The organism is Muribaculum sp. NM65_B17 (assembly GCF_004793735.1).
GTDB lineage: Bacteria > Bacteroidota > Bacteroidia > Bacteroidales > Muribaculaceae > Muribaculum > Muribaculum gordoncarteri.
In genome coordinates, this window is sequence record NZ_SRYY01000003.1 from 177,753 (window position 1) to 203,163 (window position 25,411).

The window sequence follows — 25,411 nt, forward strand, 5'->3', positions numbered from 1 at the left end:
ACTTTATTAATTATGAATTACCAAGAAAAAGGCAGTAAAACATATCTGTTTTCCATAGTCCTTGTCGCCGTGCTCGGTGGCCTGCTCTTCGGTTACGACACCGCTGTGATATCGGGTGCCGAGAAGGGTCTTCAGGCTTTCTTCCTCGGAGCCAAGGATTTCGTCTATACCGATGTGATTCACGGTATAACATCGTCAAGCGCGCTGCTCGGATGTATTTTGGGTAGTGCTTTGTCTGGTTTCTTCGCTACTCGATTCGGCCGCAAGAAGTCGTTGATTATCGCCGGATTTTTCTTCTTTGTTTCGGCTCTCGGCTCCTACTATCCCGAATTCCTCTTCTTCGAGCACGGTAAGCCCGATTTCAACCTCCTTATCGCATTCAACATCTACCGCATCATCGGCGGTGTGGGTGTGGGTCTTGCTTCGGCCATCTGCCCCATGTATATTGCCGAGGTGGCTCCGTCAAACATCCGCGGTACGCTCGTGTCGTGGAACCAGTTTGCAATCATCTTCGGTCAGCTTGTGGTTTACTTCGTCAACTTCATGATTCTTGGCGAGCACACCAACCCCATCATCGAGAAGACTGCCGAAAACATCTACTACGTGCTTCCCACATCCGACGCATGGACCATCATGACAGGATGGCGTTACATGTTCGGTAGCGAGGCATTTGTTGCCGCAGTGTTTACCGTGCTTGTTTTCTTGGTTCCCGAGTCACCGCGTTATCTTGCGCTTGTTGGCCGTGACAGCCGCGCCCTTGAGGTGCTTGCACGCATCAACGGCATCACCAAGGCCCGCGAGATTCTTGCTGACATCAAGTCGACCGTCGAGGTCAAGAGCGAACGCCTCTTCTCATTTGGCGTGATGGTGATATTTGTCGGCGTTATGTTGTCGGTTTTCCAGCAGGCAGTGGGTATAAACGCCGTGCTCTACTATGCACCGCGCATATTCGACTCAATGCACATGGGCGACCCCATGGTGCAGACCGTCATCATGGGTATCGTCAACATCTCGTTCACACTTGTGGCTGTGTTCACCGTTGAGAAGCTCGGCCGCAAGCCGTTGTTGATCTGGGGTTCTATCGGCATGGCTGTCGGTGCATTCGGTGTGGCTATATCCAACCTTGTCACCGTTCCTCCCATCGTTCCCGTTGTCAGCATCATGGTTTATTCGGCTTCGTTCATGTTCTCTTGGGGCCCGATATGCTGGGTGCTTATCGCCGAGATATTCCCCAACACCATCCGTGGTGCGGCTGTGGCTGTCGCCGTTGCATTCCAGTGGATATTCAACTTCATCGTGTCGAGTACGTTTGTGCCCATGTACAATATGCGTCTTGGCGAGATGGGCGATAAGTTCGGTCACATGTTTGCCTATGCGCTCTACGGCGTTATCTGCGTCGTTGCCGCCATATTCGTTTACAAGCTTGTTCCTGAAACCAAGGGTAAGACTCTTGAGGATATGACCAACCTTTGGCGCAAGAAATCGGCTAAGTAGATTTCCCTTATAACCAAAATAGTTGCGGTCGTCGCGTGATTGTCACGAGGCGACCGCTTTTTTTTACCCGCAAAGTGAGCTTCGCGACATTATGGGGTGAAATCGGGGCTTCCCGCTCGCTATCTTTGCCGAAAAAGGAGGAGTAATTATGAATATCAAAGCGGTTATATTGGCGGGCTTTATTTTGTGCGGATGCACGCGTATGGTCTATTTGCCTTCGGAGTCGGTGAAGAGCGATATGCTTTTGAGGGGAAGCGTGTCGGTCGACACGATATATGCCCGCGACAGCATCATTGTCGACAGGAGCGGCGACACTGTGCGTGAACGCAGCTACAGGCTCATATATAAAACAAGAGCGGTGCATGACACCACTCTTGTTGCTCGGGCCGACAGTGTTGTGTCGACTGTTGTTGTCGACGGCAAGGCCGAAGCGTCACGTAACATCAAGTGGATTGCCGTGTTTGTCGCTACGGTGGCGGCCGTCGTGTTGACCTTGAGGTTTATTTCGTATAGAAGTCGATGAGCAGGCTTAACGCGCGTTGGCAAGCGGGGCAGAATGCCGGCCAGGTGTTGTTGCGCATGCGGCATTGGTCGGCCGGACGGTAGACGCCCTTGAACACGTAGCCTCCGCCTTCATATACACCCACGGGATATTTGTCGGCATTTTTGGGATCGGTGGGCACGGGTGTGCCTTCGGGCACTATCGACTGCCATTTTGACGGAAAATCGACGAGGGTTGTGATGTTGGGCTCCCACGGCTCTATGTCGAGCGGATATGATTCGTCCATGATGTCGTTCTCGTAGAAGTATTCGTCGGCAAGTCCGCCGAAGCTGTGGCCGAATTCATGCACTACCACGGGCCTGAAGTCGCGGTGGCGGGCTGTGGTGAGGGTGTAGGAGTTGTATATGCCACCGCCGCCGTATTCGGGCGTGTTGGCGAGTATTATTATGTGTTCGTAGGGTATTCCTGCGAGAGCGTCGTGTACATCCTGCAGATTGCCGGTGGTGAGGTAGCGGTCGGAGTAGAATGTGCTGAAATGTGAGGAGAACGCTGTCTTTTTCCAGTCGCCGAGTCGCGGTACGCTTACGCCGCTGTCGATTGAGGGCGAAGCCACGGCCACGAAGTTGAAGTCGTCGGCACGCGACTTGAAGGGCTCGTGTTTCAGGATCGACTCCACGGCCACGGCTGCGTGATGGTAGAAGCTGTCCATCTCGGCGGTGGTGTAGCCCTCGGCCAGGATGGCCACATCGATTGCCTTTTCAGGGTGCGAGCTGCGGTGGATATAGCGGTGAGGTGTTACGTTGGTGATGCCTTTCACCGCAATCAGTTCATCGTCGGCGCGATAACGGTGAGTCATCGAGGCGATTGTGTCGTGGCGGTTGTTGAGCAATGCTATGTCGATTAATGCGGGAGCCTTGGGCAGGGGCACAAGATAGGTGTTCTGAAAGGCTTTGGGGGTTGTCGATGCCTCCTCGGTCGACAGCCATTCATTGAACAGCGATGAGAATGAGTGGCGGTAGATGGTGTCGCCGGTGGCCTCGTCGCGCACGGTTATCTGTCCGTTTCCGGCAAGCGGAAGCTCTTTCAGGCGATGTCGGCGGCCGCTCCATTCGGGCAGTACGGCCTGCTTGTCGAGCATAACATGGCATCCCTTTGTGTCGGCTCCGAATATGTAGTCGAGGCGCAGGGTCTTGTTGTTGAAGAAGGTGTCGAAGTCCTGAGCTGTCAATGTGCAGCACGACATGGCGACAATTGCTGATAGCAGAAGTTTTGTTATTTTCATAATCGGTGATTTATATTTGTGCTGTGGGATTGAGCCGGTTTTCGCGTGACAGCGTCCTGAATTGCCATGCGACCATCATTATGGTTACTACCGTGGCAAAGAGGTCGGAGGTGGGGAATGATGCCCACACGCCGTTGAGCCCGTACATGCGGGGCAGTGTCAGCAACAGCGGTATAAGGAAAATCACCTGGCGTATAAGGCTCAGGAATATCGATTTTCCGGCTTTGCCTATTGACTGGAACAGGGTTGTCGAAACAATCTGGAAGCCTACGACCCAGAATGCAAGCAGTGATATGTGCAGCGAGTTGACTGTGGCGGCTATTAGCTCGCTGTCGGTCGTGAAGGCCATTGCTATGATGTCGGGGAACAGTATTCCCACTGCGGCTCCTGTCGAGGTGACCACGGTGCCGGCGAGTGTCGAGAGCCAGAATGCGCGTTTGAGTCGGTGGCGCAGTCCGGCTCCGTAGTTGTAGCCGAGTATGGGCTGTACGCCCTGGCATATTCCCACCACTACCATGCACAGGAGCGAGGTGTAGGTCGTGAAGATGCCCACCGCCCCTATGGCTATGTCGCCGCCGTAGGCGTAGAGGGTGCGGTTGATGATTATGTTTATGGCCGAGCTCGTGAAGTTGACGATGCTCGGAGCCGCACCGATGGCGACGATCGACCATATTATGTGCCAGCGCAGGCGGTATATGCCCCGGGTGAAGCGCACCGTCGATGTGGGCTTGAAGAAGTGATAGAGCACAAACACCATGCCGATGGTCATCGATATGTCGGTGGCTATCGCTGCTCCTTTTATGCCCATTTTCAGGACGAATATGAAGATGGGAGCCAGGATTACATTGCACCCGGCACCGATAAACATCGTTATCATGGCCTGCTGCGGATAGCCCGAGGCTCGCATGACATTGTTGAGGCTGTACATGACATTCATGACCAGCATGCCGGGAAAGAGATAGACGATGAAATCGCGGGCGTAGGGAAGCGTGTTGGCCGATGCTCCGAATGCCATGAGAATGTCGTCGATGAATATAGCGAAGAATGTCAGGTAGATAACGGCGTTTATGAGTATCAGCACGAGCGAGTTGCCGAGCACAAGCTGGGCACCCCGGTAGTCCTTCTGTCCGAGCATTATCGACACTCTTGCGGCGGCACCGGCTCCGATGAGCACGCCTATGGCGGTGCACACATTGGTCACGGGAAATGTTATGGCGAGTCCCGCAATGGCATCGGCACCCACGCCGCGCCCTATGAATATGCGGTCGACGACATTGTAAAGCGACATGACCACCATGCCCACTACCGCGGGCAGACTGTATTCCCATAGCAGACGTCCGATGGGTCGGGTGGCGAGTGCCTTTAGATTGCCTGATGTTTTTTCCATTGCCGTTGTTGTGTGATTGGGTTTGTCGTTATCGCGATGTGTCGTTGCGCATCGCCGTTATGTCGTCGTAGAGGTTTCGGCATCCGTCCTCAAGCAGGTCGAGCACGAGTTCAAAGCCCTCGGCTCCCTCGTAGTAGGGGTCGGGCACGTGGTCATAGCGGGTGGCCATTCTCACAAATTCCATCATGGGGACTATCTTGGCTTCGTCGTCGAGGGTGGGAGCCATGGAGCGCAGATTGCGTTCATTGGCCGAGTCCATCGGTATTATCAGGTCGAAGTCGCTGAAGTCGCTTGGTGTGAACCTGCGTGCGCGGTGGGTGAGATCGTAGCCTCGGCGGGTGGCGTGTATACGCATTCGGCGGTCGGGCAGGTCGCCCGAATGTCCGCCGTAGGTTCCGGCCGAGTCAATCACCCAGTCGTTGTCGTCGTTGTGCGAGCTTACGATAGAGCGCAGGATGCCTTCGGCGGCCGGGGAGCGGCATATATTGCCGAGGCACACCATAAGCACCCTCACCGGGCTCTCTTCTTTTGCAGGTATATGGGGTAGTTTCATTTCCTTTCTGATTCTTTTTTTTCTAAAGAGTTTTCCTCGACTATTATGCGGGCTGTGCGTTGCGCTGCATCGGAGTTGCCGAGAATCTCCCTCATGCGTCGGTAGCCTTCAAGCTGGTTGTCGTGACCCGGTCGGCCGGGAAGTATGTTGCCCAGCTCGCGACCCACGAGTTTTGGGGTACACAGGTGTACGAGCATTTCAGGCACAATCGGTGCGTCGGCTATCAGATTGGGAAGTGACACGTAGGGAACTTTCAGTATCTTCTCCATGATTTTGTAGGAGAGCTTTACTCCATTGGCGCGGTAGCACACCACTTGCGGGGTATTCAGCAACGCACACTCAAGGGTGGCGGTGCCCGATGTAACGAGAGCGGCTTCGGCGAAGTGCATCAGGTCAAATGTCGCGTTGTTCACGATGGATGTTCCCGGGTCGATGTAGTAGCCGTAGTACGACAGGTCGATGCCCGGTGCGCTTGCCACTACGGGCATGTAGTCGGGATACATGTCGGCGGCCGCCTGCATCACCGACAGGTTGTTCTTGATTTCGCTTCGGCGGCTTCCCGGCACGAGCGCTATTATGGGACGGTCGGGCAGGTTGTGGCGTTTAAGGAACTCCTCGCGTGACGGGAGGTTGGTCTTGCGGTGAGCCACCTCCTCGACCGACGGATTGCCCACGTAGGTGACATCGTAGTCGTGGCGTGACTTGTAGAAGCCGACTTCAAAGGGGAAGATGGCAAACACGCGGTCGACATAACGCTTTATGTCGCGCACGCGATGCTCTTTCCATGCCCACACCTTGGGCGAAATGTAGTAGTACACCTTTACCCCCATGTCGTGGGCGTAGCGTGCAAGCTTAAGGTTGAAGCTGGGGTAGTCTACCAGGATGAGTGCGTCGGGATGCTCGGCTTTCAGTTGCTCCTTGGCACGACGCAGGTTGGAAAGCACTTGCGGCAGATGTCGCAGGACTTCGCTGAACCCCATGTAGGCCATTTCGCGATAGTGGATGAACGGTGCGTTTCCCGCCTCGCGGGCCATGAGGTCGCCTCCGAGAAAGATGAAATCGGCCTTGGGGTCGATTCGCTTTATTGCGGCAATCAACTCGGCCGCATGTATGTCGCCGGAGGCCTCACCGGCTGAAAGAAAGTACTTCATCGCTGTGGTCGTGCTAAATTGTTATCCCTGCAAAGGTAATACAAATCCATGAAAACTGAAAGCACGTAACGTTCAAGATTGCGCGTCACAAGAGGAGTGCCGACACGGGTGTGACGACGACTTTGTAGGGGCGTGCATGAGGCGAGCGCGGCTTGCTGCGTGTGGTGTGGTGATAGAATGCTTTCTGTCGGTCCCATGCTCTCATTTGAAGCTGTCGCGTGGTCCCGGGCGGAATGTCGCACTCCACGGTCACGCTTCGGCTGTGCAGTTGCGAGCCGTTCATGTCGATGTAGTCGATGTTGATGGTTATCTGAACGAGCTTGCGCTGATGCCGGTTGGTGACGAAGATAGTTTCGTAGTTGGAACGCAGAGGCTTGTCGTAGTCGGCTATCGTGATGCTGTCGGGCGACAAGGTTGTGCTTTCAGTTACGGCTGTGACATCCTGTTCCGCCTTTACGAGTTTCTTGCGTGTTGTGCGGGTGTCGGGAGCGGCAACCGATGTGACGGCAAGCACCATTAGTGATGTGACGATGACGCGAAGCATGGCAGGTTATAGATAACGTGGTTCGACAGGGCCTGAAACCGGAGTGGGAAACAGGCGAAGACATCCGTCAAGCTCCTGCGGATTGTCGTTGCGCACACGCACTCCGAGCCTCGATACATAGGGCAAAAGCCGCCATACATTGACATATACGCTTGAGCGGTGTCGGCGAAAACTCAGGTGGCCGTCGTCGTTGAGCGTGAGCGTGAACCGCTTGGGTCTTATAAGCGTCGACCCTCCGTCGCCGGCTGTATATATCTTTGCCGTGTACACGCCTCGCTTGGCCGATGGTGACAGATAGCCCATTACGGTGCCGGGCATCATCGACCGTTGAGGCGAGCGCAGGATGACGATGCGGTAACGTGCGGCTCCGTCATCGCGAGTATTGTCGGGGTTGAAGCGTTCGATTACTACTGTGGCTCCGTCGGCGGGAAATTGCCATATTCCTTCGATGATGTGCAGCGGAAGCGATGTCAGCCGTCGCTTGATGCTGTCGATGTCGGCGTAGCCCGAAAGAGTCTGCGACACCTGCGGCAGGGTGTCGATGTGGTCGGCTGCGGCAATCGATAACGATGCTGTGAGCAGCGACAATGCGAGGAGGCGAGGAAGTTGCATGGTGTATGTGATAAAGAGAGGGGGAGTAGGGGAGAGTGGTGCAATGAGGCCCGAAGCCTCATTGCTGTCAGATGGTCTTGAACTGATACTGGAAGCCGAAGCTGAGTATCTCCTTCAACTGCCACTTGTGCCATGATGAGCCATCGACACGCGGAGTGCTTGAGTCGTAACGCATGTGCACGTAAATCTGGGTCGAAAGGTAGCGGTTGATCGAGAAGTTAATCGTGTTCTCCCAGTCGCTCTGAACATAGTCATAGTCGGTAAACAGGAAGAAGCGCGAGTTGTAGGTTATGTTCCAAAGGATGTTCCATGTCATCTTCACCTCAGCGTTGCTACCGACCTCGCTCACGGTGTGGCGGCCTTCGCGTATGCCAAACGATGTTTCCTTCATTCCCGGATGGGTGCATATCTTCATGTTGTAGGAGAGCGGCGATATGGAGGCATCGATTTTGAATGTCTTTTTGGGGTTGGTGAAGTTGTAGGTCATACCGATACCGAAGTTGAGCTCACCGGGTGACATGAACGCCGCACGCAGCTTGTCGGTGTTGGGCGCATAGTTCTTAAGGAACTGTGTCTTGAATGATGTGTTCATCGAGTAGAACCAGTGCTTGAACGCACGCACACCGAATGTGCCGTTGAACTGGAACAGATCCTCGCTTATCATGTAGGAGCGCATGCTGTCCTGAGGCGCGCTGGATATTGCCAGTTTATATTGGGTGGTGGCTTCAGCCATTAGGTTGGGATGGAACTTTTGGTTAAGTTTTACGTTCCAGCGGAAGTTGGCTATCATGTTCACGTTGTTGTTGCCGCCCTGATACCAGTTGGGGCTCACGTAGGCTTGCGAGAATTGCAGGAGTCCGTTGAAAGTGTGGAGCCAGTTCTTGGGCTTTACATCCAGGGATGCGGCTGCCGCCTCAAGGTCATCCTTGTTGACAAGCACTTCCGATATTGTTATGGTCGATTTCGAGGGGTCGACAGTGGCTACATACTGTTTAGGTGGCTCAGGCAGGGTGTTGATGTTGTATCTTACCTGCGGCGCATAGTCGATCATGTAACGTTGCTTCAGCTGGCGGTAGCGGCGTATGCGGTTGCCCTCCTGCATCATGCGGTTCATTGCGGGATTGTCGGTTTCGATGTATCGCTCGGGATTCAGCGGAGATACGGTGTCGGTGTATTCAACATAGTCGAATACTACGGGCATGAACGCCGTTACGGGAAGAGTTGTGGGTGGAAGAAGTTTCAAGGGGATGTATTCGGGCACCGAGTCGGGCACGGTGTCGGCTACAAGGTCGAAGAACGGACCGAAATCATCATAACCTTCACCCTCGTCCTCGTAGTAGTACTCGTCTTCGTCCTCTTCGACAGGAACTCCGAGCAGTTCAAGCAAGCTTGGGTCGGCAGGTTCGACCGTCTGGGCGTTAGCATTGGATGACAGTAGGGCTATCGAGAGAAAAATGAAGATGATAGCGTTGAAACGATATGACAAAAGAGCCTTCATTTTAGAATCGGGAATTAAAGTGATGAATTGGTAGTACAAAAATAAGCAAAAAGAGCGATATTATGAAATATACGCATCCTTTTGCCATCGTTTTAGAGAAAAACGTGTTGATAATTGCTCTACTTTATGGCCATGTAGATGGTGCAGGTGCCGAAAGTGAGCGGGGTGAAGGTGCATTGGCTGAATCCGGCCTCGCGGAGCAGCTCAAGCATGGCGTTGCCCTGCGGCACTGCGGCTATGCTTTCGGGAAGATAGCTGTAGGCGCGCACGTCGTGTGAAACGAGTCGGCCTATTGTCGGGATTATGCGTCGTGTGTAGAAGTTGTAGAGTGGCTTGACGATTGGCGAGGTGGGTGTCGACAGCTCGATGACACACAGCACCGCTCCGGGTTGCAGCACGCGGTACATTTCGCGGTAGCCTGTGTCGAGATGCTCGAAGTTGCGCACTCCGTAGGCAACGGTGATGCAGTCGAATGTTTCGGCTCCGAAAGGCAGTGCGAGGCAGTCGCCTGTCATGAAGCTGACCTTATGGGCTATTCCCGCATCGACTGCCTTGGCTTGTGCCCGTGCGATCATATTGGGGCTCAGGTCGATTCCGGTGAGCTGATGCGGATTGAGTTTGCGATGCAGTAGCAGGGCGAGGTCGCCTGTGCCGGTGGCTACATCGAGTATTAAGCGCGGCGAGTGCCTGCGCAGCATTTTCACTGCGCGGGCACGCCACAGCTTGTCGATTCCGAAGGTCATCATGCGGTTCATGAAATCGTAGGCCGGGGCGATGCTGTCAAACATCTCCTTGACCTGCTGAGTCTTGCTCCGCTCGTTGTCGTAAGGGTTGATCTTTTCGGCTTTGACTTCCATCGGTTATTCTTAGTCGTATATTTTTACTTGCGGTTTTCAAGCCACTGAGTGACATTGCGCTCAATGCGTGCGGCAAGGTCGTGCTCGTCGCTCTTTACGAAACGCTCGCCGGTGATGTGCTCGTAAAGCTCGATGTAGCGTTCGCTTACCGATTCGCAATAGGCGTCGGTCATTTCGGGAACTGCCTGGCCGGCCTTGCCCATGAATCCGTGTTCGATGAGCCACTGACGCACAAACTCCTTGGAGAGCTGACGCTGGGGTTCGCCCTTCTCAAAGCGCTCCTCGTAGCCGTCGGCATAGAAGTAACGTGATGAATCGGGAGTGTGGATTTCGTCGATCAGGTAGACCTTTCCGTCACGCTTGCCAAATTCATATTTCGTGTCGACGAGTATCAGTCCCTTCTCGGCTGCCATTTCGCTTCCGCGGCGGAACAGTGCGCGGGTGTAACGCTCCATCAGTTCGTAGTCGTCCTTGTCGACGATGCCTTGTGCTATGATCTCTTCGCGTGAGATGTTTTCGTCGTGACCGGCTTCGGCCTTGGTGGTGGGGGTGATGATGGGTTCGGGGAAACGCTCGTTTTCGCGCATTCCGTCGGGTAGTTTCACTCCGCACAGTTCGCGGCATCCGGCCTGATATTCACGCCATGCGCTTCCTGTGAGGTAGCCGCGTATAATCATCTCGACGCGGAAACCTTCGCATTTTAGTCCTACGGTTACCATCGGGTCGGGAGTGGCGAGCTTCCAGTTGGGCACGATGTCGGCTGTGGCATCGAGGAATTTTGCGGCAATCTGGTTGAGAACCTGTCCCTTGTAGGGGATGCCTTTGGGCAGAATTACATCGAAAGCCGAGATGCGGTCGGTTGCGACCATTACCATGATGTCATCGTTGATGTCATAGACATCGCGAACTTTGCCGTGATAGACACTTTTCTGTCCCGGGAAGTTGAAATCCGTGTTGATAAGTGTAGTAGCCATTGTAGTGATGATTGGTGTTATTGTTGTTGATAGTTATTGTTCGGTTTTTTCGCGTTGCTCCTCGGCTTTCTTCTCGTCGTCCCATCGCTGATAGGCCTCGACTATGCGCTGCACGAGCTGATGACGCACGATGTCCTTTTTGCCAAACTCCACCATGCCTATGCCGGGCACGCCTTTCAGCACCTTGAGGGCCTGTACGAGTCCCGAGTTTACGCTGCGAGGCAGGTCAATCTGGGTGATGTCGCCGGTTATTATCATCTTTGCGTTCATTCCCAGTCGGGTGAGGAACATCTTTATCTGATGGGTGGTGGTGTTCTGCGCTTCGTCAAGCACGATTATTGCATCGTTGAGCGTGCGTCCGCGCATGAATGCCAGCGGAGCTATCTGGATTACGTTGGACTCCATGTACTCTTTCAGCTTCACTGCGGGAATCATGTCCTCAAGCGCATCATAGAGCGGCTGAAGATAGGGGTCGATCTTGTCCTTCATGTCGCCGGGGAGAAATCCGAGCTTTTCGCCTGCTTCCACTGCCGGACGCGAAAGGATTATCTTGCGCACTTCGCGATTTTTCAACGCGCGCACTGCCAACGCTATTGCCACATAGGTCTTGCCGGTTCCGGCAGGGCCGAGAGCGAATGTGAGGTCGTTTTTCAAAAATGTTTCGACAAGCAGCTGCTGGTTGGGGGTGCGTCCGCTGATCGGTTTGCCGTTTATTCCGTAGATGATCACATCGTCCTGCTTCAACTCTTTCGGAGCCTGACCGCGCACAATGTCGAGAATCACCTCTTCGGTGAGTTTGTTATACTTGATGCAGTACTCTTCCAGCTCCTTGATTTTCTTTTCAAAGCGAGCGGCCTCTTCGGGGTCGCCGATGACTTTGATTATCTGTCCGCGAGCGGCCATGCGCAGCTTGGGGAAGAGATTGCGTATAAGCTGCATATTGCAATTGTTTATGCCATAGAAGCTTACCGGGTCGACATTGTCAATTATTATTATGCGTTCAATCATCCGCTAAATAAATAGTTTTAAGAGTTGCTACAAAGATACAACATAAAACCGAGAATAAAAGTTAATTACCATCCCAAAATTAGCACTCCACCCCTAATTGCCCACCCCTCCATCACCTTGAATGTATTGAATTTTGATAATTACTTCGAGGCAGTGGTTTTATTGAGGAATAATTAGTAAATTCGCAATTGGAAATGGCTTGCAGAAGGAAACATCGCATAAACGCACTATCATTGTTCTCATGCATCGGAGTAGGCGAATACTACTTGAAGCGTGCAGGGGTGGATGTCGTTGTGGCAACTGACATAGACTCTCGCAGATGCAGGGTTCACGGTCAATTGTATCCGTCGACAAAGACGGTGTGCGGCGACATAACGAGTGATGATGTGAAGCGTGATGTCCTGAAAGCTGTAGGGCGTAAAAAGATACAAATGATAATCTCGACACCTCCGTGTCAAGGCATGAGCAGCGTAGGCAAAAATAAGGGTGCTGCTTTGTCAGATATTGACGACAGTCGAAATTATCTAATACTTGAAACATTTCCGTTTATCGATTCTTTGTCGCCCGACTATGTCATATTTGAGAATGTGCCGCAAATGCTTAAGGTGAAAATGCCTTGGGGCGATGGTGAGCGGTTAAAGATTCTTGAAATTCTTGAAGCGAAATATGGCGGAGTTTACGATATAAAGTGTGACATATTCAACAGTGGTGATTATGGTGTGCCGCAGACTCGTGAACGTGTGTTCATAAGGCTTTGCCGTAAAGGATTGTCGTGGCATGATCCAAAGAGAAGTGAAAAGCAGGTGACATTGCGAGAAGCTATAGGCAACCTGCCAAGCATAGAGCCCGGAGAGGTATCTGCGCTTAAAAATCATTGGGCGAGATTGCATCCTGCTAATCAGATAGAGTGGTTGCGTCACACCCCAACAGGTTGTTCTGCTTTCATGAACGATGAGTACTACCCACGCAAAAGTAACGGCGACAAAATTAAAGGTTATCTTAATTGCTACAAACGAATGTCGTGGGACCAGCCATCGCCTACAGTGACGATGCGCAATGAAATCATGTCTTCACAGGATAAAGTGCATCCGGGGCGAAGCCTTGGCAACGGATTGTGGAGCGATGCGCGTGTATTGACTTTGCGCGAATTGCTCATTGTGATGTCGCTTCCCGGCGATATGGAGCTTCCCAATGATATAAGTGATACCGCTTTACGCCAATTCATAGGCGAGGGAGTGCCTCCATTGATGATGAAAAAGATTATTGACGGAATAGAACTATAATGGTAACCGACCGTACAATTACCGGCATATCCATGTTTTCAAGTGCCGGAATAGCTGAAACATATCTCAGCAAACTGAATATTCATATAGCTCTTGCCAATGAGATACTAAAGGAAAGGGCTGAATACTATACGCATTTCTATCCCGATACCGACATGCTTGTAGGGGATATAATGGATGGCAAGATTCTTGATGAGTATGTGGCACGTGCCAGGAAACTTAATCCTTCATTCCTGCTTGCAACGCCTCCTTGCCAGGGAATGAGTTCTCTTGGTAAAAAGGAATATGCCGAGGATGTGCGTAATTATCTGATATTTGCCGTGCTGAAGGTAATAGATTCTTTGGATCTCGATGTTGTGGTAATAGAGAATGTCCCTAAGTTTCTGAAGTTATATTTCCCCTATGAGAATGACTATCTTGGCATTGTGGATATTCTGCAACGGCGATACGGTGGACGGTATAACATTCGCTACGACATATTCAATGCCAAGGACTACGGGGTGGCGCAATCACGACCACGTGCTATAATAATTCTATATAAAAATAATTATTCATGGAGCTATCCGGCTCCCGAGCATGAAATAACGTTGCGTCAGGCAATCGGGCATCTGCCATCGTTGAACAATGGGGAACACAGTGATATAAAGTATCATTATGCCTTGAATCACAGTGCAATGCAGGTAGAGTGTATGTCGCATACCGATGAAGGGTGCAGTGCCATGACAAACGAAGTTTATTATCCTAAGCGAGCCGACGGCAAGAAGGTCAGCGGATTCCATAATACTTACAAAAGGATGCGTTGGGATGCTCCGTGCCCCGCCCGAGCAACTAACAATGGCCTGATAAGCGGACATAACAATGTGCATCCCGGGCGTAAGCTTGCCGATGGTACGGTCAGCGACGCACGTGTGTTGTCGATGCTTGAATTGCTTATTGTGTCATCATTGCCTCAGGATTGGAATTTGCCTTGTGGCTATAATGAGTACCTTGTGCGCACTCTCATCGGAGAGGCAATTCCACCGATGTTGTTATATAGAATATTGTCAACCTTAAAACGTAAAGATATGAAACGTGTAAATAAGTCAGATAAATGGACCATGATGAAATACATAAAGAGTTTTGATCTGATGGTTAAGTATGCCTATGTGGCACGTAAACATGGTGCGTTATTTGATGACCGCTCGCTTGACAATATAAACGAATTGATGATGGATAGCGGAACCTATGTCCCGCGTTACGATGTGCCGAGTCGCGATACTACTATTTTCAAGATGTGTCAGGTCGCCTATTCGATGATTGCGTATAAGACTGGCCGTGGACAAGGACAACGACTGGTGTTTAGCCCGCTTGGAAATAAGCTGATTGACACATACATGGATTCTGAACTTGATAATAAGACAAAGATTGACAGGGTTGCAAAGATATATATGTCGATGTTGTTCTCGTTGCCATTCAATCACCCTTTTAATCAGATGAGTTCATCATTCAACATATATCCCTTCAGGCTTATTTTTAAATTGCTGCGTGATCCGAGGCTTGACGGTCGTCTTTATTGTGACGAGATGTTCTATTATGTGATGTGGTGCAAGACAATCGACAATGACGATTATGAATCGCTTGTAGAGAATATACTCGGACTTCGTCGAATGAATCCTGTCGACAAATTGGAAATGTTCAAGCGGACTTTGCCTGAAGAGGACACTCTTGCCAATGCTCTTCATGAAGCGGTGTATGCGTTTGGTCAACTCGCGGGAGGTGGAATAGTTACGCACCACGATGTAAAGCGCAAGAATTATATAGGGCCTCTTCATCACGGAGGTTTCGGGCGTGGCATGTTGCCTGATTATATCAGTGAAGAAGAATTGGCATCAAAAAAGAGGTCGACTCGTAACTATAGGCTCAATTATATTGAATTTAGACCTGAAATAGAGGAGTTTGCCGACAAAATGCTCGCCGCTTACAGTTATGATGAGAAACCTCATGATCTTTATAAGCTTCTTGGTACCTCCGATTATATAATGCATCTATATAATTTTTATCCCGAGGAATTAAGAGAAGAGCTTGACCCGAAACAAAAAGCACTTGTTTCCTACATTATGCAGCTTACCGATAAGATAAAACAGTATTCACGTAATCAGGAGAAGGGCGACAGTCATAGATTTGAGCAGGTGCTGAGTGACGCGTTTAACGAATTTATTGATGTCGAAGCCGAGTGGATTGCGAAGTCGGGCACTACTGATGTGGAATGTATTTACCTAACTAACAATGAAAAATTTGATCTTGAAGCGAAGTCTACCGAAACCAAACTTCAAAATGTTGTTACGCCCAGGCTTCAACGCCATCGCGAACTTATTGGAAGCAGTTATACGATAGTGGTAACCCCTTATTTTGTAAAGGGTGCACTTGAGGATATAAAAGGAACTCGCAACCTGTTGTTGACAGCCAACTCATTGTCCAATTTCCTATATCAGTCGGTGATTCACTGTGGAACAAATATCTCGTATGAGCCGATTTACAACATTGTTAAGGACTCAATGGGGCAAGACATCTCAAGGTCGCTTAACGAGTGGGTAGAGATGAATTACGGGATTGGGCGCGTGGCGGGGGCGAGGGGTCAGAAACCGTAGCGGAAGCCGGCGTTGAGGCGCATCGAGGGGCCGAAGCTGTATTTGTCGGAGGAGGCAAACATGCCCTTGAAAAATTCCTCGATGCGGCGGGGCGCAATGCGTGACGAACGACGCCACACGCAACCGCCTCCCACGTAGAAGCTCAACTGCGGGGTGATGTAGTAGCTCACCGAGAGGTCAGACTTTATCATTGTCGAGGAGTAGACCTTGGTCTTGCCGTCACGAACGAGAACGGCGGTGATTCCGTCCATGTCGACGGCCGTGCAAGTTATTTTCCATCGGTCGTCGAGCTTTGTCGAGCCTGTCACATTGAGATGCCCGGTAAAATTCACCGTGAACTGATAGCGGCCTTTGTGCTGCCAGTTGACATAGGCCATCGGCATTACCACCGGAGGACCGTAGGAGTTGGTCAGTCCGCCTCCGAATCCAAGGCTCAGCTCATCGTTGATTTTGTAGATAAACAGTGCTATGCCGTTGCCAAGCAGGCTTTTCCATCGGATGTAGTTGGTGGGTGCATAGATGCCCACACCCAGTGCGGCTATCATGCTCCATCGCCCGGCGAGCGGTCGAATGTGGGCCAGCGTGATGCTTGTATTCAGTATCTCATGCGGATTGAGCATTGCCGCTGTTTCGCTGTTGTTCAGTCGGGAGTAGTCGGCGTTTATTCTTATGCCCCATGCCGAGAGTCGGTTGGCCTCATCGCGCTTCATCTTTATAGGCAGCGTCATCTCGGCTTTTGTGCGCAGCATGCTTCCGCTGCCCACGCGCTCTCCGTCGGAATTGCGGAAGTCGGAGTAGCCGAACCTGTCGATTGACAATGAGCCTTGTGATAAAGCTGTAAATGCGATGAGCGACATTATAAACAGCATTAGAGGCTTCTTCATATCCATGATTGTAGTATATTCGTGATGTTACAACTTATAACGTAACCCGATGGAGCCCGAAATTGTTTATTGTCAGTTGCCGATTATTTACGGAATCCGGTGATTATGATATCAGAAGGTGAAGTCAAAAGCGATTTTTATTTAAATTCGACAGGTTGTTTTAAAATTTTATTTTTGTTTAAAACTTTTTAAAGCCTCAACTTGTTTAGTAGTGCGTATTATCAATATTAAAATAAATTATGAAAAAGAAATTTTTAATTGCATTGCCATTGATGCTTGTGGTGTCTATTTTTAGTTCTTGTTCTTCTGAGGATATTCTTGAAAAAGAAGATTATGTTGAAAATGATATCTATAGCATTTATAATAAATGCTTTTCGAGAGCTGATTATAATTATAAAAACATAATATATAATGTGGGATCTAGAGGAGATAATGATTGTGAATATTTGTTAGACTATCTTTTGTCTTTATCGGAAGAGGAATTTTCGGAGTTAAAAGAAAAATTATGTGATGATGTTCTATTCAACGAGGATAGAGATAGTATTTTTAATGAGAGATTTGATGAGTTAGTAGAAGAAACATCTTATGAAGAAGTTGTTGCTTATATTAATTTTGTAAACAGATATGCACAAATGGGTGGGCATTCCGTTGAATTTATAGAAGAAAATACAGTGACCTTCTGCCCCAAAATAATGCATTTATCAGTATTGTCAGCAGCTCTATTTGATCGCATGATCAGCCCTGAATTTTTGGGACAAAATGGTTCTCGAGCTTTATCGTGTAGGGATAGGCTTGCCCTTGAATGTGGAGGTATGCTTGTGGAACATGTATTAGTGAACGACATTGAGGCTGCTTTAGGATTAGAAACTGATGACCCTGGATTTATGTTAATCGGGTGCACCGAAGATGTGGCGGATATAGTGAAAGCTCTTGAATCCTATCGGATATGTGAAAAAAGAGGTTATTGGATATAATTGAATGACAATGAAACGCCCCGTATTGCCCCACGTAGGACTGTTTAAGATTGTCTGTTGGTTGGCGATTACACTTCTCATCGCCATAAGTTACGGACTGACTTCCACTCCTTTTGGTTGGATATGGATTGCTTATGCTCTATCGGTTGGCGTGGTAATCTATAATGTGTGGTACGGATTTAAGCAAGGATGCATGCAATTCTCGCTATTGATAATGGGAATATGCTTTGTGGCAGGAGTTATATTGGCTCTGATTTATCTGAACCTCGATTATGATTCATGGTTTGTGTCAAAAATAAAGTATTAATTAGAATGACAATGAAACGCCCCGTATATCCTCATCCCAAGACGCTTAAAGTATTCTGCTGGATTGTGGCATTCCTGATTCTTTTTGCCCGCTTTTTCCGGCGTGCAGGTCACTTCAATTACATCACGATGATGTGGATTGCCTATGCCTTGTTTACGGGAATTACAATCTATATATCCTGGTACAGTTTCAAGCAGGATTGCACCAAAATGTTTTGGCTCTCAATTGGCACCTGGATTTTTGCCGGACTCCTGCTTCTGTTCCTGCAATATTATTTTCAGAGCTTTTTAGCATGATGAAAACAGCGGCAGGGCGATGACCTTTAAGTCATCGCCCTGCTCGTATTGTTCCTTGCACGCTGTGGCGCGCTACTTGTTGTTGTGGCGGTAGCGGAGTACCTGGCAGGTGCGAGCCGGCAGATATAGCTTAAGCCAACCCTTGTGGTCGTCGGCATACAGCTCGTCGTGCTGGGTGAAGTGCCTGATGCCTTCGTCGATGTTGCCGAATCCGCCAAACTTCTTGTTGTCGCTCGACAGCACTACCTCATACTCGCCTTCGGGAGCGAGGAATCCGTAGTCGGTATAGGACTTGAACGGTGCCCAGTTGAATACAAACACGAGGTCGCCGCGCTTGAATGCGAGTACCTGATCGTCGTCCTTGTCCCACAGCTTCTCGACGGGCAGGGCCTGGAAGTCGTAGATGTCGCTTACAAGCTCTATCATGGCGTTGTCAAATGCATTCAGTTCGCCGTAACGCAGCTCCTCGCGGTCGACAAGGTCCCACTGGCGGCGTGCATACTTGTAGCTCCAGCCGTTGCCTTCGCGCGGGAAGTCGATCCATTCGGGGTGACCGAACTCATTGCCCATGAAGTTGAGATAGCCTCCGTTGATGGTGGCGAGTGTCACGAGTCGTATCATCTTGTGCATTGCGATGCCACGGTTTACGGCTGCGTTGTCGTCGCCCTTCATCATGTGCCAGTACATCTGGTCGTCGATAAGGCGGAATATGACGGTCTTGTCGCCCACGAGTGCCTGGTCGTGGCTCTCCACGTAGCTGATGGTCTTTTCGTCGGCGCGACGGTTAGTGAGTTCCCAGAATATCGATGTCGGATGCCAGTCCTCGTCCTTCTTCTCCTTGAGCATCTTGATCCAATAGTCGGGAATGCCCATTGCCATGCGGTAATCAAATCCGATGCCTCCGGCCTTGAACGGAGTAGCCAGTCCCGGCATGCCGCTCATCTCCTCGGCTATGGTTATCGCCTTGCGGTTGACCTCGTGGATGAGCTTGTTGGCAAGGGTGAGGTAGGTAATGGCGTTGGTGTCCTGACCGCCGTTGTAGTAGTCGCCGTAGGATCCGAAAGCCTGTCCGAGTCCGTGGTTGTAGTAGAGCATCGATGTCACGCCGTCAAATCGGAATCCGTCGAAGTGGAATTCATCGAGCCAGTATTTACAGTTGGAGAGCAGGAAGTGCAGCACCTGGTTCTTGCCGTAGTCGAAGCAGAGTGAGTCCCATGCGGGATGCTCGCGGCGGTCGTCGCCGTAGAAGTACTGGTTGTAGCTTCCGTCAAGACGGCCGAGCCCTTCAACTTCGTTCTTTACTGCGTGGGAGTGCACGATGTCCATTATCACGGCTATACCATGCTCATGGGCGGCATCGATAAGCTCCTTCAGCTCCTCGGGAGTGCCGAATCGGCTCGACGGAGCGTAGAAGCTCGACACGTGATAGCCGAATGAGCCGTAGTAGGGGTGCTCCTGGATGGCCATTATCTGGATGGCGTTGTAGCCGTCGGCCACGATGCGGGGCAGCACCTTGTCCTTGAATTCGGTGTAGGTGCCCACGCCTTCGCGCTCCTGCGCCATACCGATGTGACATTCGTAGATAAGCAGCGGACGGGTGTCGGGCACGAAGCGACGCACTTTCCGCTTGAAAGGCTTCTCGGGAGCCCACACCTGTGCCGAGAAAATCTTGGATTGCTCGTCCTGCACCACGCGTGTGGCATAGGCCGGGATGCGTTCACCCATTCCGCCTTCCCAGTGTACGAGCATCTTGTAGAGCTGTCCGTGATGCAGAGCTTCGGGTTTCAGCTTTATTTCCCATACACCGTTGCCGATGGGTTTAAGTGCGTATTTCACATATTCCTTCCATTTGGAAAAGTCGCCGATGAGGGTTATGCCGGTTGCGTTAGGAGCCCATTCGCGGAACACCCATCCGGTAGGGGTGCGGTGAAGTCCGAAATAGTTGTAGGCGTTGGCAAATGCCTTGAGTGAGCCATCGGCGGCAATTAGTTCCTTTTCCTTGTTTATTGCGTCCTGATGCCTGCCTTCGATAGCGTCGGCATAGGGCTCAAGCCAAGGGTCGTTCTTGATTATGGATAGAGTTGCCATAGTTAGGTATTTGTAATTGAATTTGGTTATTGCTACTCAATTACAAATCTAACAAAAAACAATAAGAAAACACTAAGAACGGCTACAATATTTTTGAATTTTTAATTCTAAGCCTCTGCCTGAATATCCGTTAATGGCTGAAACGGTCGGTTTTTTCAGCTGATTTGTAAACGAGAATAGGGAGCATACGTGATGTATGCTCCCTATTCTCATGCCTGAAATCGCTTTGTGACTCAGAGCGTCAATATCGGATAATCAAAACTTGTAGCCGATGCCGACGAGGCCGGTTACGCCCTTGGCGGGGATGCCATAGACTGCCTCCCACTTGCTGTTGAGGAGGTTTTCGACATTGGCCCACACGTTAAACTGAGGCGTGATGCGGTAGGTGGCTCCGAGGTTCAGCGAGTTTACGTTGCCTATGGTGTGGAGGGTGTAGTAGGTGCCCTGGAATATGTCATCGCTGTCGGATCCCACTTCATATATTGCACGACCGCTGCGCAGCTCATAGCCGAGGCTGATGTCGAGTGCGCTTATGGGCGACACTGTGAGCTGAGCGTTGAACACGCTCTTTGCGCGGTCGCTCCACATCGTGTAGCCTTTGTCGATGCCCTGCGGAGCACCTTCGTAGCTCAGTCGCAGCGACGCCATGTCGCGGTACTTGTAGCTGAATGCCATGCCGTAGTGGGTGCTCTTGAAGTCCATTCCGTAATAGGCTCCGCGTAGTGCCTCGTCGGTGCCTATGAGTGAGGGCATCGCCCAGTTGCCGGCCTTGCCCATTCCGCCCCAAAGCTCGATGGTGGCTCCCGAGAAGGGCCCGATCACTACGTTGACATCGCCAAACCACTTCTGCCAGGAGGGGGCATAGATGAGCGACGGGTTAAGATAGTGGCTGTGGGCGAAAAGGGAGCTGAGCGAATTAAGCTGACTGTCGCCTCCGTAGAGATGCAACCCTATGGAGAACTGTCGGGCCGGGGTGATGGCCAGTTTAACATCGGGGAACACGTGGGTCTTGCCTCCGTCATACCATGAGTGGCTTACGTTGACACCGAGGCGTGCGCTGAACGCGTCCATCACATACATGTAGTAGGGCTTGATTGATGCCACTCCGGCAGTGCGCGACACTAAATCGCTGAGATAGGAGGGGGTGGCGCGGCTTTCGTCATTGGCGGGAGTGAGGACTATTTCGCGTCCGTCGGAGTACTTTGCAAATGTCACGCCGAGTTCGGCGCCGATGCTGTTGCTCGGCGAGAAGTAGTAGCGCACATCGGCGTTGACCGAGCCGTTGATCTCCTTGGCTGCCTTGTCGAGGAGGGTGCTGTAGGCCTTGGAGAATCCGAAGTAGCCGAAACCGGCCTTGATGGTGTAGTCGATGTTGCTGAGCGCCGAACTCCAGCCGAGCCCGAGATTGAAGCGATTGACCGACTGGTTGAAGTCGTCGGCTGTCAATGTGGGGTAGTTGTAGGATGAGAATCCGTAGCCTATGTTGGCCTCAAATGTGCCTATGTCGCCCACATAGTGCGATACACCCAGGCCCAACTCGGCTGAGTGGTCCTTGTAGGTGAGCTTGTTGGCTTCGGAGTTCTCGCGCTTGTACTGGCTGCCGTCATACTGAAGCCATCCGTTTACGATGGTCGATTCGGTGTCGAGGAACCGGTAGCCTGCCGATGCCCCAATCTGCATCGAGGGGAAATATCCGAGGTCGAGATAGCCGCGATAGGGCGAACGAGCCATCGTTGATGCGTAGGATGCGGGGGGAAGCAGCGAAATGGAGTTGGTCACGGGAGCCGGGACGGCTGTGTCGCTCCAGCGCAGACGCTTCATGTCGATTTTGGGCAATGAGAGCGAGGGGGTGCGGTTGAGGCGCGAAGCCTCGCGCTCCTGCGGCACGATGTCCTTTTCGACGGTAATCTCTTTGGTAAGGTCGTCGGCTGCTCCGGCAATACCGGCCGTTGCGAGTGCCACGGCCAATGATGTTATATATCTTAGTTTCATCGTAGTCGTTGATGGGTTTATTTGAGTCGTTGGTCAATCATCATGAAAATGTCGCTCTCTTCGCCGGGATAGTTCTCCTTGAGGCTCTTGAGGTACTCGTCGGCCTCAAACTGATTGCCTTGCTTGCGGTATATGTCGCTGAGAAGGATGAATCCTCGGGCGAGCCAGTACTGATGGGGCGTGTTGGAGTCGACAAGTCGCTCGACTTCGGTGCGGGCCTTCTTCTCGGCTCCGTTGTCGAAGTGATATTGGGCGAGATAGTAGGCCGATTTGGCTCCGTAGAGGTCGTCCATGTCCTCGGCGAGCTGCTTCCACTCCTTGACTGCCTCATCGCCTTTGCCGAGCTGGGCGAGGGCGTAGGCGCGAGAGTAGCGCACTTCGTTTTTCTGGGTCGAGGGTATCGCTGTCGAGGCGAGCATTCGGTCGGCCATGTCGACTACGTCGTCATATTTTCCGAGGTCGCGTGACACTCGCATTATGCCGAGTCGTGCGGCGTGGATGTTGCGTGACGCTGAAGCGCGTGACTCGAGCTTGCGGAATGTCGCGAGCGCCTGCTCGCCGTTGCCTGCCGCATATTCGGCTTCGCCCTTTATGGCAAGTGCGTCCTCGGCGGCTTCCGAGTCGGGATAGCGTTCGGTAATCATTGTGGCATACTGCAGTGCGTCGGCCTCGTTGCCTGCATTGACGGCCGCGGTGGCAAGATAGCTCAGTGCCTGAGGCTCGTACTGGCCTCCGGGATAGCGTGAAACGTAGTCGCGAAGCTTGGAGGTGGCGGCGTTGTCGTTAAGATAGGCCTTCTCGGCTGCGCGGAATGTGAGTTCGTCCATCTCGGCAGCTTCGAGCTTGGGAGCGTTGGGCACCGAGGCGATGAACTTGGCGTAGTCGTCAAGGTTGCCGTCGTCGGCATATATGCGCTTGAGGTCGTCGGATGCCACGCGGGCCTCCTCGCTTGTGGGATAGGATGATATTACTTCCTTGTAGGTGTCGATGGCCTGTCGGCGGTTGCCCTGGCTCATCAGGGTTATGGCGAGCTGCAGGTATCCGTTGCGTCCCTGTGAAGTGGTGGGATAACGCTTAACGAGGTCGCGGTAGACCTTGACGGCATCGTCGGCGCGGTTGAGTGCTACGTAGCTTTCGGCTTTCTCGAGAAGGGCCGAGGGCATAAGTCCCGAGGTGGGGTAGCGCGACATCATGTCGTCGATTATCTCGAGCTTGCCCTTGTAGTCGCGTGCCAGGCCGCGCATCATCGCTTTCTGGAACAGCGCATAGTCGCCGGCTTCGGGATTCAGTGAATAGGCTTTGTCGTAGTTGGCGGCCGCTTCGGAGAATGCTGATGCGTAGTAGTGGCAGTCGCCGATTCGGTTATATGAGTCGGCCACGATGTCCTGACCGAGGTTGCCGGGTTGTTTTACGACTTTCTCGAAGTTCTGTCGGGCCTCGGAGTAACGCTTTTCGCCAAATCGGCTGTAGCCGAGGTCGTAGGTGGCGAGCATTCGGTTGCTTGAGTTGGCGCCTGAGTATCGGAGATAGTCGGAGTAGGCCTTTGATGCCTCTGTGTATTTGCCTTGGCGGTAGTAGCAGTCGCCTATCCAGAGGTCACACTCGGTGGCCATGGCCTTGTTCTGGCTTGAGAGCGCCTTAGCTCCCTGGAAGCGTTTCAACGCCTGTGACACATTGCCGGCGGCGAGGTCGCGTGAGCCGAGGATGTAGAGTACGCGCTGCTTGGCGGTAAGTATGGCCGACGACGGACGCTTGATGCGTTCAATCGATGCAAGCGCTTTCTCGTAGTTGTTGTCGGTCATGTATCCGGTTACGAGGTACTCCTGCACTGAGGGCGCATAGCGCGAGTCGGGGTAGCGGCGCAGGAAGTCCTCAAACATTGTCACGGAGCTGCCGAATGGTGTGCGGCCGCCTTCCATCTTGGCTACGGCGTAGTTGTAGAATGCCGTTTCCTGCACTTTCTTGTCATAGTCCATGCGGTAGGCTTTCTCAAGGGCGAGGAGCGCCGAGTTGACATTGCCCTGCTTGAGGTAGGCTTGTCCGATGTATAGATAGGCCGATTGTCCCATAGCGTCGTCACATGCGGTGACGGGGCCGAGTGTCGACACTGCCTCGTCGAGGTCGCCGCTCTTGTATTGGCTCACTCCGAGGATGTAGAGTGCCGATGGCTTGGGATCGTTGGTTGCGGCCACATATTTTTCAAGATATGTCACGGCTTCGGCTTCATCGCCGAGGTTGTAGAGCGATTCACCGGCAATGCGCTGCATCTCTGGGGTGAACTCGGCGACGGTGTTCATCGCTTTGCGTGCCATCGAGAGGGCTTTGTCGTAGTCGCCCTCGGTGAAGGCTATCTGGGTGAGGTAGTAGTCGGCGCGGTTGCCGGGAGCGGTTGAGGTGTTTACGCTCGACAGGAGCTCCTTGGCTTTGGAGTAGTCGCCCTGGGCGTAATATATGTAGCCCTGGTAGAAGCGTGCGGCGTTGGAATAACGCTTGGTCGAGCGCAGTGAAGCGAATCCGTTCATTGCGGCATCCCAATCGTCGAGCTTCATGAGGCTGTAGGCCTTGCGGTAGCGGTAATCCTCGGCGGCGGCGAGGTCGAGGGCCGATTCGGGGATTGCATTGTAACGTGCAAGGGCCTGCTCGTATTCGCTTTCGTAGAAGTCGCAGTCGGCAATCGACATGAGCGCGGTGAGCATGTGGCTCGACGAGGGGTAGTCGCCGACAAATGCTTCGAGAAGCTGTCGGGCTTCACTCAATTCTCCGCGATAGAGGCGTGATAGGGCGATGTAGAAGTCGGCCTCCTCGGCTTGATGCGAGTCGGGCGACATGCGCTTCAGCTGTGTGAGCTGGTCTATTGCCCCTTGATAGTTTTGGTCACGATACATCAATGTGCCGCGCGACAGATATCCGTCGATTTCGGGCGCATTGACTTGTGCGGTCATGCCGGCAACGGTGGCTGCCATTGCCGACAATATTGTCATTCTTTTCATTCTTTACACATATTGATATGCAAAGATAGCGAATATAGTTAAAAATTTGTTTATGCAACAATCGAAAATTGCATAAGAACCGGCTCTTAGCCACCGTTCTCCATGATT

The 25,411-nt window shown here is 51.9% G+C and carries 21 protein-coding genes; 7 read left to right on the forward strand and 14 right to left on the reverse strand.

Annotated features, from left to right (window positions below; all coding sequences use genetic code 11):
- The first annotated feature begins 12 nt into the window (after positions 1-12).
- Positions 13-1,494, forward strand: coding sequence for a D-xylose transporter XylE (gene xylE, locus E5354_RS05340; RefSeq protein ID WP_135946688.1), 1,482 nt, complete (start codon positions 13-15; stop codon positions 1,492-1,494).
- A gap of 148 nt (positions 1,495-1,642) precedes the next feature.
- Positions 1,643-2,017 (forward strand): hypothetical protein, encoded by a 375-nt coding sequence (locus E5354_RS05345; RefSeq protein ID WP_135946689.1) that lies wholly within the window; start codon positions 1,643-1,645, stop codon positions 2,015-2,017.
- Here the strand turns inward: E5354_RS05345 and E5354_RS05350 are convergent.
- The 10 genes from E5354_RS05350 to E5354_RS05395 form a co-directional block, all read right to left on the reverse strand.
- On the reverse strand, positions 1,995-3,278 hold the full coding sequence (locus E5354_RS05350) for a M64 family metallopeptidase (protein WP_135946690.1): 1,284 nt from the start codon (positions 3,276-3,278) through the stop codon (positions 1,995-1,997). The genes E5354_RS05345 and E5354_RS05350 overlap by 23 nt on opposite strands.
- A gap of 10 nt (positions 3,279-3,288) precedes the next feature.
- A complete protein-coding gene (locus tag E5354_RS05355; protein WP_135946691.1) occupies positions 3,289-4,665 on the reverse strand; it encodes an MATE family efflux transporter in 1,377 nt (458 codons plus the stop codon).
- A 28-nt stretch (positions 4,666-4,693) separates the two neighbouring features.
- Positions 4,694-5,218 carry a low molecular weight protein-tyrosine-phosphatase gene (locus E5354_RS05360; protein ID WP_135946692.1) on the reverse strand — a complete coding sequence of 175 codons (525 nt, stop codon included), beginning with the start codon at positions 5,216-5,218 and terminating at the stop codon, positions 4,694-4,696.
- Positions 5,215-6,369 carry a lipid-A-disaccharide synthase gene (gene lpxB / locus E5354_RS05365; protein ID WP_135946693.1) on the reverse strand — a complete coding sequence of 385 codons (1,155 nt, stop codon included), beginning with the start codon at positions 6,367-6,369 and terminating at the stop codon, positions 5,215-5,217. The genes E5354_RS05360 and lpxB overlap by 4 nt, the downstream gene beginning before the upstream one ends.
- Before the next feature lie 85 nt (positions 6,370-6,454).
- A complete protein-coding gene (locus tag E5354_RS05370) occupies positions 6,455-6,913 on the reverse strand; it encodes a hypothetical protein (protein ID WP_135946694.1) in 459 nt (152 codons plus the stop codon).
- Between the two features lie 6 nt (positions 6,914-6,919).
- Positions 6,920-7,525 carry a hypothetical protein gene (locus E5354_RS05375; protein WP_135946695.1) on the reverse strand — a complete coding sequence of 202 codons (606 nt, stop codon included), beginning with the start codon at positions 7,523-7,525 and terminating at the stop codon, positions 6,920-6,922.
- A gap of 67 nt (positions 7,526-7,592) precedes the next feature.
- Positions 7,593-9,023 carry a DUF3078 domain-containing protein gene (locus tag E5354_RS05380; protein ID WP_135946696.1) on the reverse strand — a complete coding sequence of 477 codons (1,431 nt, stop codon included), beginning with the start codon at positions 9,021-9,023 and terminating at the stop codon, positions 7,593-7,595.
- Positions 9,024-9,142: 119 nt separating this feature from the next.
- Positions 9,143-9,880, reverse strand: coding sequence for a bifunctional demethylmenaquinone methyltransferase/2-methoxy-6-polyprenyl-1,4-benzoquinol methylase UbiE (ubiE, locus tag E5354_RS05385; protein WP_135946697.1), 738 nt, complete (start codon positions 9,878-9,880; stop codon positions 9,143-9,145).
- A gap of 23 nt (positions 9,881-9,903) precedes the next feature.
- Positions 9,904-10,854, reverse strand: a complete 951-nt coding sequence (locus E5354_RS05390; RefSeq protein ID WP_135946698.1) for a phosphoribosylaminoimidazolesuccinocarboxamide synthase — start codon at positions 10,852-10,854, stop codon at positions 9,904-9,906.
- Positions 10,855-10,887: 33 nt separating this feature from the next.
- Positions 10,888-11,862 (reverse strand): PhoH family protein, encoded by a 975-nt coding sequence (locus E5354_RS05395; RefSeq protein ID WP_135946699.1) that lies wholly within the window; start codon positions 11,860-11,862, stop codon positions 10,888-10,890.
- 194 nt (positions 11,863-12,056) lie between these two features.
- On the opposite strand from E5354_RS05395, the gene E5354_RS05400 reads away from it, so the two are divergent.
- Complete coding sequence (locus tag E5354_RS05400) at positions 12,057-13,145, forward strand: DNA cytosine methyltransferase (protein WP_135946700.1); 1,089 nt, start codon at positions 12,057-12,059, stop codon at positions 13,143-13,145.
- Positions 13,145-15,772 carry a DNA cytosine methyltransferase gene (locus E5354_RS14180; protein WP_136419360.1) on the forward strand — a complete coding sequence of 876 codons (2,628 nt, stop codon included), beginning with the start codon at positions 13,145-13,147 and terminating at the stop codon, positions 15,770-15,772. Before E5354_RS05400 ends, E5354_RS14180 begins: the two co-directional genes overlap by 1 nt.
- Here E5354_RS14180 and E5354_RS05410 read toward each other — a convergent pair.
- Positions 15,760-16,656, reverse strand: a complete 897-nt coding sequence (locus E5354_RS05410) for a DUF6268 family outer membrane beta-barrel protein (protein ID WP_136410849.1) — start codon at positions 16,654-16,656, stop codon at positions 15,760-15,762. The two genes, E5354_RS14180 and E5354_RS05410, sit on opposite strands and share 13 nt — an antisense overlap.
- 239 nt (positions 16,657-16,895) lie before the next feature.
- Between E5354_RS05410 and E5354_RS05415 the strand changes: the two genes are divergently transcribed.
- Genes E5354_RS05415 through E5354_RS05425 form a run of 3 tightly spaced genes read left to right on the forward strand, consistent with a single transcriptional unit; the run spans position 16,896 to position 18,233 of the window.
- A complete protein-coding gene (locus E5354_RS05415) occupies positions 16,896-17,630 on the forward strand; it encodes a hypothetical protein (RefSeq protein WP_135946701.1) in 735 nt (244 codons plus the stop codon).
- Between the two features lie 10 nt (positions 17,631-17,640).
- Positions 17,641-17,937, forward strand: a complete 297-nt coding sequence (locus E5354_RS05420) for a hypothetical protein (protein ID WP_123395560.1) — start codon at positions 17,641-17,643, stop codon at positions 17,935-17,937.
- Between the two features lie 11 nt (positions 17,938-17,948).
- The gene (locus tag E5354_RS05425) at positions 17,949-18,233 is read left to right on the forward strand and encodes a hypothetical protein (RefSeq protein ID WP_135946702.1); all 285 of its coding nucleotides are present in this window, start codon (positions 17,949-17,951) and stop codon (positions 18,231-18,233) included.
- Positions 18,234-18,305: 72 nt separating this feature from the next.
- Here E5354_RS05425 and E5354_RS05430 read toward each other — a convergent pair whose 3' ends face one another.
- From E5354_RS05430 to E5354_RS05440, 3 genes are all read right to left on the reverse strand, one after another.
- Entirely contained in the window at positions 18,306-20,321 is a 2,016-nt protein-coding gene (locus E5354_RS05430; RefSeq protein ID WP_135946703.1) for an alpha amylase C-terminal domain-containing protein, read from the reverse strand.
- Positions 20,322-20,576: 255 nt separating this feature from the next.
- Positions 20,577-22,313, reverse strand: a complete 1,737-nt coding sequence (locus E5354_RS05435) for a hypothetical protein (RefSeq protein WP_135946704.1) — start codon at positions 22,311-22,313, stop codon at positions 20,577-20,579.
- Between the two features lie 17 nt (positions 22,314-22,330).
- Positions 22,331-25,303 (reverse strand): tetratricopeptide repeat protein, encoded by a 2,973-nt coding sequence (locus E5354_RS05440; protein ID WP_135946705.1) that lies wholly within the window; start codon positions 25,301-25,303, stop codon positions 22,331-22,333.
- Positions 25,304-25,411 lie beyond the last annotated feature (108 nt).

Coding starts and splice junctions, on each gene's coding strand:
- xylE (WP_135946688.1), top strand. CDS start 13: ATGAATTACCAAGAAAAAGGCAGTAAAACATATCTGTTTTCCATAGTC.
- E5354_RS05345 (WP_135946689.1), top strand. CDS start 1,643: ATGAATATCAAAGCGGTTATATTGGCGGGCTTTATTTTGTGCGGATGC.
- E5354_RS05350 (WP_135946690.1), bottom strand. CDS start 3,278: ATGAAAATAACAAAACTTCTGCTATCAGCAATTGTCGCCATGTCGTGC.
- E5354_RS05355 (WP_135946691.1), bottom strand. CDS start 4,665: ATGGAAAAAACATCAGGCAATCTAAAGGCACTCGCCACCCGACCCATC.
- E5354_RS05360 (WP_135946692.1), bottom strand. CDS start 5,218: ATGAAACTACCCCATATACCTGCAAAAGAAGAGAGCCCGGTGAGGGTG.
- lpxB (WP_135946693.1), bottom strand. CDS start 6,369: ATGAAGTACTTTCTTTCAGCCGGTGAGGCCTCCGGCGACATACATGCG.
- E5354_RS05370 (WP_135946694.1), bottom strand. CDS start 6,913: ATGCTTCGCGTCATCGTCACATCACTAATGGTGCTTGCCGTCACATCG.
- E5354_RS05375 (WP_135946695.1), bottom strand. CDS start 7,525: ATGCAACTTCCTCGCCTCCTCGCATTGTCGCTGCTCACAGCATCGTTA.
- E5354_RS05380 (WP_135946696.1), bottom strand. CDS start 9,023: ATGAAGGCTCTTTTGTCATATCGTTTCAACGCTATCATCTTCATTTTT.
- ubiE (WP_135946697.1), bottom strand. CDS start 9,880: ATGGAAGTCAAAGCCGAAAAGATCAACCCTTACGACAACGAGCGGAGC.
- E5354_RS05390 (WP_135946698.1), bottom strand. CDS start 10,854: ATGGCTACTACACTTATCAACACGGATTTCAACTTCCCGGGACAGAAA.
- E5354_RS05395 (WP_135946699.1), bottom strand. CDS start 11,862: ATGATTGAACGCATAATAATAATTGACAATGTCGACCCGGTAAGCTTC.
- E5354_RS05400 (WP_135946700.1), top strand. CDS start 12,057: ATGGCTTGCAGAAGGAAACATCGCATAAACGCACTATCATTGTTCTCA.
- E5354_RS14180 (WP_136419360.1), top strand. CDS start 13,145: ATGGTAACCGACCGTACAATTACCGGCATATCCATGTTTTCAAGTGCC.
- E5354_RS05410 (WP_136410849.1), bottom strand. CDS start 16,656: ATGAAGAAGCCTCTAATGCTGTTTATAATGTCGCTCATCGCATTTACA.
- E5354_RS05415 (WP_135946701.1), top strand. CDS start 16,896: ATGAAAAAGAAATTTTTAATTGCATTGCCATTGATGCTTGTGGTGTCT.
- E5354_RS05420 (WP_123395560.1), top strand. CDS start 17,641: ATGAAACGCCCCGTATTGCCCCACGTAGGACTGTTTAAGATTGTCTGT.
- E5354_RS05425 (WP_135946702.1), top strand. CDS start 17,949: ATGAAACGCCCCGTATATCCTCATCCCAAGACGCTTAAAGTATTCTGC.
- E5354_RS05430 (WP_135946703.1), bottom strand. CDS start 20,321: ATGGCAACTCTATCCATAATCAAGAACGACCCTTGGCTTGAGCCCTAT.
- E5354_RS05435 (WP_135946704.1), bottom strand. CDS start 22,313: ATGAAACTAAGATATATAACATCATTGGCCGTGGCACTCGCAACGGCC.
- E5354_RS05440 (WP_135946705.1), bottom strand. CDS start 25,303: ATGAAAAGAATGACAATATTGTCGGCAATGGCAGCCACCGTTGCCGGC.